12 protein-coding genes are annotated in these 13200 nt (G+C 65.8%); 5 read left to right on the top strand and 7 right to left on the bottom strand.

Annotation, left to right across the window (positions count from 1 at the left end; translation table 11 throughout):
* The first annotated feature begins 104 nt into the window (after positions 1–104).
* Positions 105–1565 carry a catalase gene (locus SF06_RS04760; RefSeq protein ID WP_039560187.1) on the top strand — a complete coding sequence of 487 codons (1461 nt, stop codon included), beginning with the start codon at positions 105–107 and terminating at the stop codon, positions 1563–1565.
* An 84-nt stretch (positions 1566–1649) separates the two neighbouring features.
* Here SF06_RS04760 and uvrA read toward each other — a convergent pair whose 3' ends face one another.
* On the bottom strand, positions 1650–4508 hold the full coding sequence (gene uvrA, locus SF06_RS04755; RefSeq protein WP_039560196.1) for an excinuclease ABC subunit UvrA: 2859 nt from the start codon (positions 4506–4508) through the stop codon (positions 1650–1652).
* A gap of 138 nt (positions 4509–4646) precedes the next feature.
* Here uvrA and SF06_RS04750 point away from each other — a divergent pair, with 138 nt between their 5' ends.
* The 3 genes from SF06_RS04750 to SF06_RS04740 all read left to right on the top strand — a co-directional run bounded on the left by SF06_RS04750 (position 4647) and on the right by SF06_RS04740 (position 7637).
* Entirely contained in the window at positions 4647–6032 is a 1386-nt protein-coding gene (locus tag SF06_RS04750; protein ID WP_039560186.1) for an MFS transporter, read from the top strand.
* Positions 6033–6048: 16 nt separating this feature from the next.
* Complete coding sequence (ssb, locus tag SF06_RS04745) at positions 6049–6552, top strand: single-stranded DNA-binding protein (protein ID WP_027590529.1); 504 nt, start codon at positions 6049–6051, stop codon at positions 6550–6552.
* A gap of 194 nt (positions 6553–6746) precedes the next feature.
* Positions 6747–7637 carry a sugar nucleotide-binding protein gene (locus tag SF06_RS04740; protein ID WP_039560185.1) on the top strand — a complete coding sequence of 297 codons (891 nt, stop codon included), beginning with the start codon at positions 6747–6749 and terminating at the stop codon, positions 7635–7637.
* Between the two features lie 175 nt (positions 7638–7812).
* Here the strand turns inward: SF06_RS04740 and SF06_RS04735 are convergent, their stop codons facing one another.
* The 5 genes from SF06_RS04735 to SF06_RS04715 all read right to left on the bottom strand — a co-directional run bounded on the left by SF06_RS04735 (position 7813) and on the right by SF06_RS04715 (position 11738).
* Positions 7813–8493, bottom strand: coding sequence for an OmpW family outer membrane protein (locus tag SF06_RS04735; protein WP_039560184.1), 681 nt, complete (start codon positions 8491–8493; stop codon positions 7813–7815).
* Positions 8494–8643: 150 nt separating this feature from the next.
* Positions 8644–9168 carry a DUF3299 domain-containing protein gene (locus tag SF06_RS04730; RefSeq protein ID WP_039560183.1) on the bottom strand — a complete coding sequence of 175 codons (525 nt, stop codon included), beginning with the start codon at positions 9166–9168 and terminating at the stop codon, positions 8644–8646.
* Positions 9169–9176: 8 nt separating this feature from the next.
* Complete coding sequence (locus SF06_RS04725; RefSeq protein ID WP_039560182.1) at positions 9177–10442, bottom strand: ABC transporter permease; 1266 nt, start codon at positions 10440–10442, stop codon at positions 9177–9179.
* A 1-nt stretch (position 10443) separates the two neighbouring features.
* A complete protein-coding gene (locus SF06_RS04720) occupies positions 10444–11139 on the bottom strand; it encodes an ATP-binding cassette domain-containing protein (RefSeq protein WP_175610512.1) in 696 nt (231 codons plus the stop codon).
* A 17-nt stretch (positions 11140–11156) separates the two neighbouring features.
* Positions 11157–11738 (bottom strand): DUF2796 domain-containing protein, encoded by a 582-nt coding sequence (locus tag SF06_RS04715; protein WP_027590535.1) that lies wholly within the window; start codon positions 11736–11738, stop codon positions 11157–11159.
* A 146-nt stretch (positions 11739–11884) separates the two neighbouring features.
* Here SF06_RS04715 and SF06_RS04710 point away from each other — a divergent pair, with 146 nt between their 5' ends.
* Positions 11885–12220 (top strand): hypothetical protein, encoded by a 336-nt coding sequence (locus tag SF06_RS04710; protein ID WP_039560195.1) that lies wholly within the window; start codon positions 11885–11887, stop codon positions 12218–12220.
* Between the two features lie 65 nt (positions 12221–12285).
* Here SF06_RS04710 and trxA read toward each other — a convergent pair whose 3' ends face one another.
* Positions 12286–13158, bottom strand: coding sequence for a thioredoxin (gene trxA / locus SF06_RS04705; protein WP_027590537.1), 873 nt, complete (start codon positions 13156–13158; stop codon positions 12286–12288).
* Positions 13159–13200 lie beyond the last annotated feature (42 nt).

Raw genomic sequence — 13200 nt, 5'->3', positions numbered from 1 at the left:
TGCTTTGAGTCATGTCATGGGTTTCTATCGAAGGGGCTACGTATAGTCGCTTCAACGAACTGGCTCGCCAGTTCCCCAGAGAAGAAACCAGAGGGATCCAGACGATGACCGACAAGCCGAAACTCACGACCGCCGCCGGTGCGCCCGTAGCCGAGAACCAGAATGTCATGACCGCGGGCCCGCGCGGGCCGATGCTGCTGCAGGACGTCTGGTTCCTGGAAAAGCTTGCCCATTTCGACCGCGAGGTGATTCCGGAGCGGCGCATGCACGCCAAGGGCTCCGGAGCCTTCGGCACGCTGACCATCACCCACGACATCACTCGCTATACCCGCGCCAAGGTGTTCTCGCAGATCGGCAAGCAGACCCCGATGTTCGCCCGTTTCTCCACCGTGGCCGGTGAGCGGGGCGCGGCAGATGCCGAACGTGATATCCGCGGCTTCGCGCTGAAGTTCTACACCGAGGAAGGCAACTGGGACCTGGTGGGCAACAACACGCCGGTGTTCTTCTTCCGCGACCCGCTGAAGTTCCCCGACCTCAACCACGCCGTGAAGCGCGACCCGCGCACCAACATGCGCAGCGCCAACAACAACTGGGACTTCTGGACCGGCCTGCCCGAAGCGCTGCACCAGGTGACCTACGTGATGGGCGACCGCGGCATTCCGGCCTCCTATCGGCACATGCACGGTTTCGGCTCGCACACCTACAGCTTCATCAATGCGCAGAACCAGCGCTACTGGGTCAAGTTCCACTTCAAGACCCAGCAGGGCATCAAGAACCTGACCGATGCCGAGGCGGCGGCGATCGTCGCCAATGACCGCGAGAGCGGGCAGCGCGATCTCTACGAGGCGATTGAGCGGGGCGACTACCCGCGCTGGACGCTGTACGTGCAGATCATGCCGGAGGCCGACGCGGCGACCTACCGCTTCCACCCGTTCGACCTGACCAAGGTGTGGTCGAAGAAGGACTACCCGCTGATCGAGGTCGGTTACTTCGAGCTGAACCGCAACCCGGACAACTACTTCCAGGACGTGGAACAGGCCGCCTTCACCCCGGCCAACGTGGTGCCCGGCATCGGCTTCTCGCCGGACCGCATGCTGCAGGGTCGTCTGTTCTCCTACGGCGATGCCCAGCGTTACCGCCTGGGGGTCAACCACCACCAGATCCCGGTCAACGCGCCGCGCTGCCCGTTCCACAGCTACCATCGCGACGGCGCCATGCGCGTGGACGGCAACCACGGCAGCCGTTTGCACTACGAGCCGAACAGCTATGGCGAGTGGAAGGAGCAGCGGGACTTCAGCGAGCCGCCGATGGCGCTCGCTGGTGCGGCCGATCGCTACGATTACCGCGAGGACGACAGCGATTACTTCACCCAGGCCGGCGACCTGTTCCGCCTGATGGACAGCGACGCGCAGGAGCGTCTGTTCGGCAACACCGCCCGGGCCATGAACGGGGTGGAGCGGCACATCAAGCTGCGCCACATCCGCCACTGCTACCTGGCCGACCCGGCCTACGGCAGCGGTATCGCCAAGGCGCTGGAGATTCCCGTGGAGGAAGCCCTGGTCTGATCGAGGCCGGAAAAAACAAGCCCGCAGCATGCTGCGGGCTTTTTTGTTTTCAGGATACGCCTGACGGGCGACGTATCGGCAACCTCAGGCGCCGAGCGGTTGTGCGTCGCGCTCCAGCAGGGGCTTGAGGAAGCGCCCGGTGTGGGACGCCGGATTGGCGGCGACCTGCTCCGGCGTGCCGGTGGCGATGATCTGGCCGCCCCGCGAGCCACCTTCGGGGCCCAGGTCGACCAGCCAGTCGGCGGTCTTGATCACATCCAGGTTGTGCTCGATCACCACCACGGTGTTGCCGTGGTCGCGCAGCCGGTGCAGCACGTCCAGCAATTGCTGGATGTCGGCGAAGTGCAGGCCGGTGGTGGGCTCGTCGAGGATGTACAGGGTCTTGCCGGTGTCGCGCTTGGACAACTCGCGCGCCAGCTTGACCCGCTGGGCCTCGCCGCCTGACAGCGTGGTGGCACTCTGGCCGAGCTTGATGTAGGTCAGACCGACGTCGATCAGTGTCTGCAGCTTGCGCGCCACGGCTGGCACCGGGTCGAAGAACTCACGCGCTTCCTCGATGGTCATCTCCAGCACTTCATAGATGTTCTTGCCCTTGTACTTCACTTCCAGGGTTTCGCGGTTGTAGCGCTTGCCTTTGCACACGTCGCAGGCCACATAGATGTCCGGCAGGAAGTGCATTTCCACCTTGAGCACGCCATCACCCTGGCAGGCCTCGCAGCGCCCACCCTTGACGTTGAAGGAGAACCGCCCCGGACCATAGCCGCGGGCGCGCGCTTCCGGCACGCCGGAGAACAGCTCGCGGATCGGTGTGAACAGCCCGGTGTAGGTCGCCGGGTTGGAGCGCGGCGTCCGGCCGATCGGGCTCTGGTCAATATCCACCACCTTGTCCAGGTGCTGCAGGCCGTCGAAGCTGTCGTAGGCCGCCACTTCCAGGCTGGTGGCCCCGTTCAGCGCCGTGGCGGTGATCGGGTGCAGGGTGTTGTTGATCAACGTCGACTTGCCTGAGCCGGACACCCCGGTGACGCAGGTCAGCAGACCGACCGGTATCTCCAGGGTGACGTTACGCAGGTTGTTGCCGCGCGCGCCCTTGAGGATGAGCTGCTTCTTCTTGTCTCGAGGGGTGCGCTTGGCCGGATAGCGGATGCGCTCACGGCCGGACAGGTACTTGCCGGTCAGCGAAACTGCATGCGCCATGATCTCATCGGGCGTGCCTTCGGCGACGATGCGCCCACCATGCACGCCGGCGCCGGGGCCTATGTCCACCACGTAGTCGGCCAGGCGAATGGCGTCCTCGTCGTGCTCCACCACGATCACCGTGTTGCCCAGGTTGCGCAGGTGGGTGAGGGTGCCCAGCAGGCGCTCGTTGTCGCGCTGGTGCAGGCCGATGGACGGTTCGTCGAGGATGTACATGACGCCCACCAGGCCGGCGCCGATCTGGCTGGCCAGGCGGATGCGCTGCGCCTCGCCGCCGGACAGCGTCTCGGCGCTGCGGTCCAGGGTCAGGTAGTCAAGGCCGACGTTGACCAGGAACTGCAGGCGCTCGCGGATTTCCTTGAGGATCTTGGCGGCGATCTCGCCGCGCTGGCCGCTCAGGCTGAGGCCGGCGAAGTAGTCGCAGGCGTCGCCCACCGGCAGGCCGGTCACCCCGGGCAGCGTCTTCTCGCCCACCCAGACGTGCCGCGCCTCGCGGCGCAGGCGGGTGCCCAGGCAGTCCGGGCAGGGCTGGGTGCCCAGGTACTTGGCCAGTTCCTCGCGCACGCTGTCGGAACTGGTCTCCCGGTAGCGGCGTTCCAGGTTGTTGAGGATGCCCTCGAAGGGATGCGAGCGGGTGACGATGTCGCCACGGTCGTTCAGATAGCGGAAGGCGATGCTTTCCTTGCCGCTGCCGTAGAGGATGCGTTTCTGGTTCTCGGCGCTCAGGCTGTCGAACGGCGCATCCAGGTCGAATCCATAATGCGCGGCCAGCGAGCCAAGCATCTGGAAGTAATAGATGTTGCGTCGATCCCAGCCGCGAATCGCCCCGGCGGCCAGGCTCAGGTTGCCGGTCACTACCCGGCGGGCATCAAAGAACTGTTTGACGCCCAAGCCGTCGCAGGTGCCGCAGGCGCCGGCCGGGTTGTTGAACGAGAACAGCTTGGGCTCCAGCTCGCTGATCGAGTGGCCGCATACCGGACAGGCGAAGCGCGCGGAGAAGATCAGCTCCTCCTGCGTGGCGTCTTCGTCCATCGGCGCCACCAGGGCGATGCCGTCGGCCAGCTTCAGCGCGGTCTCGAAGGATTCGGCCAGACGCTGCTGCAGGTCGGCGCGCACCTTGAAGCGGTCCACCACCACCTCGATGGTGTGCTTCTTCTGCTTCTCCAGCGCCGGCAGCTCGTCCAGCTCGTCCAGCTCGTAGAGCCGGCCGTTGACTCGCGCGCGCACGAAGCCCTGGGCGCGCAGCTCGTCGAACACTGCCAGGTGCTCGCCCTTGCGCTCGCGGATCACCGGAGCCAGCAGCATCAGGCGGCTGCCCTCGGGCAGGCCCAGCACCTGGTCGACCATCTGGCTGACGGTCTGCGCCTCCAGCGGAATGTCGTGATCCGGGCAGCGCGGCGTGCCGACCCGCGCGTAGAGCAAACGCAGGTAGTCGTAAATCTCGGTGATAGTGCCCACCGTGGAGCGTGGGTTGTGCGAGGTGGACTTCTGCTCGATGGAAATCGCCGGCGACAGGCCCTCGATGGTGTCCACGTCGGGCTTTTCCATCATCGAAAGGAACTGCCGCGCATAGGCGGACAGCGATTCCACGTAGCGGCGCTGGCCCTCGGCGTACAGGGTGTCGAAGGCCAGGGAGGACTTGCCGGAGCCGGACAGGCCGGTGATGACGATCAGCTTGTCGCGCGGCAGGGTCAGGTCGATGTTCTTCAGGTTGTGGGTACGCGCCCCACGGATCAGGATCTGGTCCACGTACAGCGGGCCTCGCATGGCGGGCGGAAAGGCGGAAGTATACGGGCAGGAGAAACGCGCGTCACAAGCGCGCTTATCGGTCCAAGCCGGTGTCGTCCTGCTAGAATCTGCGGCCCTTTTCACGAGGCTTGTTCGTTCATGCACGATTCATCCAGCGAACGCATGTCCCCTGCCGAGACCCGGGCCGCCGGCGGGCTGGCCATGGTCTTCGCCTTCCGCATGCTCGGCATGTTCATGGTCCTGCCGGTGCTGGCCACCTATGGTCAGGAGCTGGCCGGCAGCACGCCGGCGCTGATCGGCCTGGCCATTGGTGCCTACGGCCTGACCCAGGCGCTGCTGCAGATTCCCTTCGGCGTGCTGTCGGACCGCATCGGTCGGCGCCCGGTGATCTATGCCGGCCTGCTGATCTTCGCCGCAGGTTCGGCGCTGGCGGCCAATGCCGATTCCATCTGGGGTGTGATCGCCGGGCGGGTGCTGCAGGGCGCCGGGGCGATTTCCGCCGCGGTGATGGCGCTGCTCTCCGACCTGACCCGCGAACAGCATCGCACCAAGGCCATGGCGCTGATCGGCATGAGCATCGGCGTGTCCTTCGCCCTGGCCATGGTGGCCGGCCCGCTGGTCACCCGCGCTTTCGGACTGTCCGGCCTGTTCTGGATCACCGCCGGCATGGCGCTGTTCGGCATGGTGGTCGTGGCGGGCATGGTGCCCAAGGCCACGGCGGCGCTGCGTCATCGCGAATCCGGCGTGGCCCGCCAGGCGCTGGGCAGCATCCTGCGCCATGGCGAGCTGCTGCGCCTGGATGTGGGCATCCTGGTGCTGCACGCGATCCTCATGGCCAGCTTCGTGGCGCTGCCGCTGACGCTGGTCGAACAGGCCGGTTTGCCGCGCGACGAGCACTGGTGGGTATACCTGGTGGCCATGCTGGTGGGTTTCTTCGCCATGGTGCCGTTCATCATCTATGGCGAGAAGAAGCGCCAGATGAAGCGCGTGCTGCTCGGCGCGGTGGCGCTGCTGCTGGTCTGCGAGCTGTATTTCTGGCAATTGGGCCACAGTCTGACCGCGCTGGTGATCGGCGCCATCCTGTTCTTCATGGCCTTCAACCTGCTGGAGGCGTCGTTGCCCTCGCTGGTCAGCAAGGTCTCGCCGGCGGCCGGCAAGGGCACGGCGATGGGGGTGTATTCCACCAGCCAGTTCCTCGGCGCGGCGCTGGGCGGCATCTTCGGCGGCTGGCTGCTGGAGCAGGGCGGACTGGGCGCGGTTTTCATCGGCTGTGCGCTGCTGTGCGCGATCTGGCTGGCAATTGCTGCTACCATGCGCGAGCCTCCCTATGTCACCAGCCTGCGCCTGTCGCTGTCGCGCGCGGCGCTGGCCGATACCGGGCTGACCGCGCGCCTGCTGGCGGTGCCGGGCGTGGCAGACGTCATGGTGGTGGCTGAGGAAGCCGCCCTGTACATCAAAGTGGATACCGAACAACTGGACCGCGCGTCGCTCGAGCGTCTGATCGACCCGGCGCCGGCGTGCTGAACCTGGGAGAAGCGTCATGGCCCGTGGGGTTAACAAAGTCATTCTGATCGGCAACGTGGGTGGAGATCCGGAAACCCGCTACCTGCCCAACGGCAACGCGGTGACCAACATCACCCTGGCCACCACTGACAGTTGGAAGGACAAGCAGACCGGCCAACTGCAGGAACGTACCGAATGGCACCGCGTGGTGCTGTTCGGCAAGGTTGCCGAGATCGCCGGCGAGTACCTGCGCAAGGGCTCGCAGTGCTACATCGAAGGTCGCCTGCAGACCCGCAAGTGGCAGGACCAGCAGGGCCAGGACCGCTACACCACCGAGATCGTGGTAGATATGGGCGGCACCATGCAACTGCTCGGCGGCCGTGGTGGCAACGCCGAAGGCGGTGGCGACTATGCCCAGCGTCCGGCCCGCCCGCAGCGCGAGCCGCAGCAGCAGGCTCCGGCTGCCCGCCAGGCTCCGCAGCAGGCACCGGCGCAACCGGCGCCCGATTACGACAGCTTCGATGACGATATTCCGTTCTGAGAAGTGCGTCACAGACAAAAAGCGCAGCCTCGGCTGCGCTTTTTGCTTTCAGGACGCAAGATCGCTAGTGACGATCCGATAGCAAACCCGCAGAATGCCGAAGGTCATCGCCCGCATCGCGTGCCGTTCAACCTGATCCTTATTCCGGCCACCATGCAGTTATTCAGTCATTCTTCCCATAGCGAGTCGATTCCATGCGCATGCGCCTGATGTTGCTCGGCGGCGGCAGCGCGCTGGGGCAATCGCTGATCGCCAAGGGCGCCGAGGAAGACATCGGCTTTCTCGCCCCGCGCCCTCCGGGTGCCAGCTGGGATGCCGCCAGCCTAACCCAGTTGCTCGACGATACCCGCCCCGACGCGGTGGTGAACCTGGCCTTCTATTACGACTGGTTCCAGAACAGCAAAGTGGACGAATCACGGCTGGCCGCGCAAAAGGAAACCGTCGAACGTCTGGCAGAGCTTTGCCAGTACCACGGCATCATCCTGCTGCAGCCGTCCAGTTATCGTGTCTTCGACGGTGCCCGGGTGACCGCCTATGGCGAAGCGGACGAGCCGCAGCCACTCGGCCCCCTGGGCCAGGCCTTGCTGGACATGGAGCAGGTGGTACGCGCGCTGTGCCCGCGCCATGTGATCCTGCGCACCGGCTGGATCCTCGACGACAGTCGCGATGGCGTGCTCGGTCGCTTCCTGCGCCGCCTGGAAACCGGCGAACCGCTGGAGCTGGCCGATGACCGACGCGGCAATCCCTGCCCGGTGGACGACGTGGCGCGGGTGATCCTGGCGATCCTCAAGCAGCTCGACTGCGCCGCGCCGCTCTGGGGCACCTACCACTACGGCGCCCAGGAGGCCACCACCGTGCTGGCGCTGGGGCAGTGCATGGTCGCCGAGGCGCGCAACCTGCGCACCCTGCCGCCGGCCGAGATCATCCCGCTGGCCCACGCGGCCTGCGCCGACGCAGCGGCGGAGCCCCAGCATGGGGTACTGGCCTGCAAGAAGATCCTCAACACCTATGGCGTCAAGCCACGCGCCTGGCGGGCGGGCCTGCCGGCGCTGCTGGACCGCTATTTCCGCCACGGGGCGAGCTGAACGGATTTCTGCGAAGTCTCGGGGCTGGCGTTACGCCGGCCAGCGAAGCGGACTCCCACCGCGGGGTATCGCTCCTGCCCTCGCGGGCACCACGACTCTGTAGAGCGGTGTGGTGTGTAACGATCCATAAACGAGAACGCCCCGCTGGGCGGGGCGTTCTCAGGTGGCAAGTGGCTTAGAACTTGTAGCCCAGGCCGACCATGTAGACCATCGGGTCGACATCGACGTCGACATTCAGGCGACCGACGCCGGCCAGGGTGGTCTTGCCGGTGGTGTCGATATCGATGTAGCGCACCTGGGCGTTGATCATCAGGTTATCGCTCAGCATGAAGTCCGCGCCGACCTGGTAAGCCAGGCCCCAGGAGCTGTCGAGGGACAGGTTTTGGAAGCCCTTGGTCTTGGCGCTGCTGGTGACTTCCTCGTCGAAGAACACGGTGTAGTTGATACCCACGCCGAGGTAGGGCTGGAAGGCGGAATTGCTGTTCATGGGATAGACCACGGCGCTCAGGGTCGGCGGCAGGTGGCTGATTTCGGCCAGCTCGCCGTTGAGCGCATCCAGGCCGGCCGGCGAACCAGCCACCCCGACGGTGTGGGTGAAGGGCGTGGCGGCCAGCAGTTCGATACCCACCTTGTCGGAGACCATGTAGGCGAAGTTCAGGCCCAGCTGGGTATTGCTGTCCAGGGTTGCTTTGCCGCCGAGGTCGGCCGCACCCAGTTTGATCCCGCTGCTCTCTTCTCGCGGATCCACGGTCACCGCACCGGCGCGAACGATGATGTCACCGGCCTTGTGGGCGTGAGCGAGCGGAGCAGCAATGGCCAGGGCCAGGGCGGAAGCGGCGAACAGAGTCTTGCGCATGGGGTAACTCCATGGATTGTCGTGTTTAGTGGCAACCATGGTGCGCCTGGGGTTTTTCGCGATTTTTGATCTGGCGCAATAGTCGGTGTGTCGTACCTGCGACAGCTTGTCCCTGCTATCAATGTGCCTTTCTGTGGGGGAGGGGGGGGGCTACAGGTCCCCTTCCTCATAGGCATAGATCTTCTGCGCCTGAATGCGATACCCCGCTTCGGCCAATTCGCTGCTGACGGCCTCCACCTGCATGGGACCCTCGATCCAGAACGGCTGCCAGAGTTCCTGGATCGGAACGCCCAGCTCGCTGACTGCATGCACGATCTGGTTGGAGGGCGGCGGTGGCACATGGATGCAGGCGCCATAGAACGGTACCAGCAGGAACTCGGTAACGCGCCCGCGCTCGTTCATGTCCAGCGGCACGATATAGCCCGGCAGGCGCACCCGCTGGCCATCCAGCGCCTGCACCACCGGCTGACCGGTGGCCTGGGGCATGCTGGTGGTCGCCTCGGCTTCGCCCATCAGCACATCGCCCAGCTCGGCCAGGTCGTGCATCGGCAGTTCGGGGAAGACCGGTGGCGGCGCGTCGGCCGGTACCAGATCGTTCCAGCCCAGTACCCGTACCTGGGCGGCCTGCAGCGGCAGGGACAAGGCGAACAGCAAGGCAAGCAGCGTGCGCAACATGAGCAACCTCATAGACGGATCGACAGGCCATCGGCCAGTGACTGGCGATAGGCGCGCCAGGCTGGCAGGGCGCCCATCAGCAGGGCGGTGGCGAAGATAGCGCCCAGCAGTCCCCATTCATAGACGCCGGGTGGCGTGAGCGGCAGGTACAGGCCGAAATGGCTCTGCAACGGTGGCTGTGCCAGGAACAGGCCGAGGTAAAGCAGTGCCAGCCCGAGCAGGATGCCGGCCAGGGTCAGAGCGCCGGCCTCCATTACCAGCAGGCCGGCGATATGCCACGGCCGCGCGCCCACAGAGCGCAGGATGGCCATTTCCCGGCGCCGCTCGTTGAGGCTGGAGAGAATGGCGGTGAGCATGCCGACCAGGCCGATCAGCACCACGAACAGCGACACCACGAACAGTGCCTGCTCGGCAACGCCCATCAGGCTCCACAGTTCCTGCAAGGCGACGCCGGGCAGGATCGCCAGCAGCGGTTCGCCGCCGTACTGGTTGATCTCCCGCTGCAGGGCGAAGGTGCTCACCCGGCTGTGCAGGCCGACCAGGAAAGCGGTGATCTGCCTGGGCTGCAAATCGAGCTGGCGCGCCTGCTCGGCACTCACGCGTCCGGCGCCGCGCGCCGGCATGCCGTTCCTCCAGTCCACGTGCAGGGCTTCGATGCCCTGCAGCGGCACGTGCAGGGTGCGGTCCACCGGTGTGCCGGTGCGTTTGAGAATCCCAACAATGCGAAACGGTTTGTCGTCATGGTGGGTGAGACTCACCCGGGCCACGCCATGGGCCAGCACGATCTCCTGATCCAGCCGATAGCCGAGGCTGCTGGCCACTTCCGCACCCAGTACCACTTCGAAAGGCTCGCTGCCGAACGGCCGTCCTTCGGCTAGTTGCAGGGCCTGCTGCCGGCCGTGCCGGAAGTGCTCGAAATAGGCCTCGCTGGTGCCCAGCACGCGGAAGCCCCGGTGCGAGTCGCCCAGCGACAAGGGGATCGCCCATTTCACCCGGGGATGCTCGGCAAAGTGCTGGTAGCTTTCCCAGCGGATGTTGTTGGTGGCGTTGCCGATGCGGAACACCGAATAGAGCAGCAGGTTCACCGCCCCGGAGCGCGCGCCGACGATCAGGTCGGTGCCACTTACAGTGCTGGCGAAGCTGGCGCGCACTTCGTGCCGGGTGCGCTCCACGGTGAGCAGCAGGCAGACCGACAGGCCAATGGCAAACACGGTCAGCAGCACGGTGGAGCGGCGGTTGGCCAGGCTGGCCAGGGCCAGGCGAAGCAGAGGCATATCAGACTCCCGTGCGGGGTGCGGCGCGGTTCAGGTCCGCCAGTGACAGGGCGCGATCGAACAGCGGCGCCAGGCTCTGGTCGTGGCTGACGAACAGCAGGCTGGACCCGGCCGCCTGGCACTCGGCGAACAGCAGGCGCAGGAACGCCTCGCGACTGTCCGCATCCAGGGCCGAGGTGGGCTCGTCGGCGATCACCAGCTCGGGCTGGCCGATCAGCGCGCGGGCGGCGGCGACCCGCTGTTGCTGGCCAATGGATAACGACGACGCCGGCTGCTGACGCAGCTCGGCAGGCAGTCCCAGATCACCCAGCAGGCGCTCGATCGCAGCGGCGACGCTGCCGTGTCGCTCATGGGCTCGGCGCTGGCGCAGGCCAGAAAAACGGCAGGGCAGGGCGACGTTCTCTGCGACCGACAGAAAGGGCAGCAGATTGAACTGCTGGAAGACATAGCCGGTGTGATCGACCCGGAAGCGATCCCGGGCGGCTGATCCGAGGCTGGCCAGGTCTTGCCCCAGCAGTCGCACTTGGCCACGCCCAGGCAACTGCACGCCGCCGAGCAGGCCGAGCAGAGTGGTCTTGCCGCTGCCGGACGGGCCTTGCAGGAACAGGCTTTCGCCGCGAGAAAGCTGGAAAACGGGGATGTGCAGCAGCTCCGGCTGGCCGGGCCAGGCGAAGCCCAGCTGGACAATGTCGAGCAAGGGATCGGTCGTCACGTTCAGAACTGCAGTATCGGATTGCGAGCGTTCAGGGTCTGGCCTTTCTGCCCGCGGGGGCCGATCAGTTGAACGTCCAGTTCATGCAGTCCCGGGTACTGACGGAACAGATTACGCAGGTCAATCGAGCGCAAGGCCTGGGGCTTGGCGCAGGTGAACTGGTAATAGGCATGGATGTCATGGTGATCGTCGGCAGGCTCGGCTTCGGAGGCTTCGTCATGCAGGGCCAGGTGGTCCTCGTCGCCGGCGGCCACGCCGAACAGCTCGCTGCTCACGGCCTCCCGCTCGAGCGCGCAACCGGCCTCGGGGGCTAGCATAAAGACCTTTTCCGGCTGGGTCAGAAAGTCCCGCACCGCGTTCAGGCGTGCCTGTTCACGTGCATTGGCGGGGGCTCGCTCGAAGCCCGCCAGGTTCATGGCTGGACTGTGCAGTTGCAACTCCAGCAGCTTGCCCTCCAGCGCGACATCCAGTTGCGCTTCGCCATGAACATGCGCGTCCAGGCTGTCGTGCTCGTGGCTGCGATGTTCGTTCGCCAGGGTGGCGCCGCTCAGCAGCAGGGCGAAGGGAAACAGAAGGTAATGCATGAAACCTCCCAGAACGGAATGTGCAGACGATGCCAGCACTGCTGGCGTTTACGGAATTCTTGTTACCTTATAACCAATTTCCCGCTGTGCTGACCACCGCTTCGCAGGTCGCGTTTGAAGCACGGCTGACATTCAAGGACACAGGCATGATTCGAGTACGCGGTCGCATCGGCGACCTCCCCGTGGAGCTGGAGATCGAACTGGGCAGCGAGGATTGGCAGAACCTGCGTGACGCCGCTGCGCAAACCGCTCCGAGCACCGCGCCGAAGCCGGTCGTCGACGCTTGGGATGGGCACTGGGAGGGAGCCCGTGCGCTGTTACGCCAAGCCGGGGAGCTCTCCGGGCCGCAGTTGCTGGATCAACTGGCCGCGCTTGCCGGCAGCCCCCAGGCCGGCAAGCGGCTGCTGGTGCGTTTGCGCCACTGCGCCCAGGTGAAAGTCGAACCGGTGGGCGGTGCGCCTCTTTATCGCTGGGTCGGCTGAGGCGCGGTGTGGCGTTGGTGGTACCGCGCGTCATGGCTGCAGCTCCTTCCGAATCGCCCAGCGCCTCAGTACAGCGCCTGATACAAGCGGCGGCGGTACTGGGTCACCAGCGGGTGATCGCTGCCCAGCAGGTCGAATACCTGCAACAGGGTCTTGTGCGGCAGGCCATCGGCATAGTGTCGGCTGCGCATGAACAACGTCAGCAATCCGTCGAGCGCCGGCTCGTACTGCTGGCGGGCCAGTTGCTGGACGGCCAGTTGGTAGGCCGCCTCGTCGTCGCTGGCATCCCGTGCCAGGCGTGACTTGAGCAAGGCGACCTCCGGCAGGTCGGCTGCCTGGCGCAGGAAGGTCAGCTGGGCGCGGGCGCCGGCCAGGGCCTGCTTGTGGTCGTCGCCGGCCGGGACGGCGTTGAGCACCGTCTCGGCCTCGCCCAGCTCGCCGCGCTCGGCCAGGCAGCGGGCATACAGGATCAGCGCCGGTGCGTTCTGATTGTCCTCGCTAAGCAGTTGCTTGAGCAGCGCTTCCGCTTCGCCGATGCGGCCCTCGGCAAAGGCCGCCCGGGCGCTGTCCAGCAGATCGGCCTCGGGAGCGGCCGGCAGCTGCACGTGGGGCTCGAGCATGGCACGGATGGCCGATTCCGGCTGCGCGCCGGCGAAACCGTCCACCGGCTGGCCGTCCTTGAACAGCACCACGGTCGGCAGGCTGCGAATGCCCAGGCGCATCACCACGCCCTGTTCGATATCGCAATTCACCTTGGCCAGCAGCAGCTCGCCCTGGTAGTCCTCGGCGATCTTCGCCAGCACCGGCATCAGCGCCTTGCAGGGCGAACACCATTCAGCCCAGAAGTCCACCAGCACCGGTTTGTGAAAGGAGTTCTCGATTACCAGTTGCTCGAAGCTGGCATCGGTGGCATCGAAGATGTACGGAGTCGCGCTCATGGGCTCTCTCGGGGGATGTGCGTTGGGTGGAATGGTAAGACG

This window comes from Pseudomonas flexibilis (genome assembly GCF_000802425.1).
Classification (GTDB): Bacteria; Pseudomonadota; Gammaproteobacteria; order Pseudomonadales; family Pseudomonadaceae; genus Serpens; species Serpens flexibilis.
Note: the sequence above shows the minus strand (reverse complement) of the source record. Positions and strands in the feature narration are given on the sequence as shown.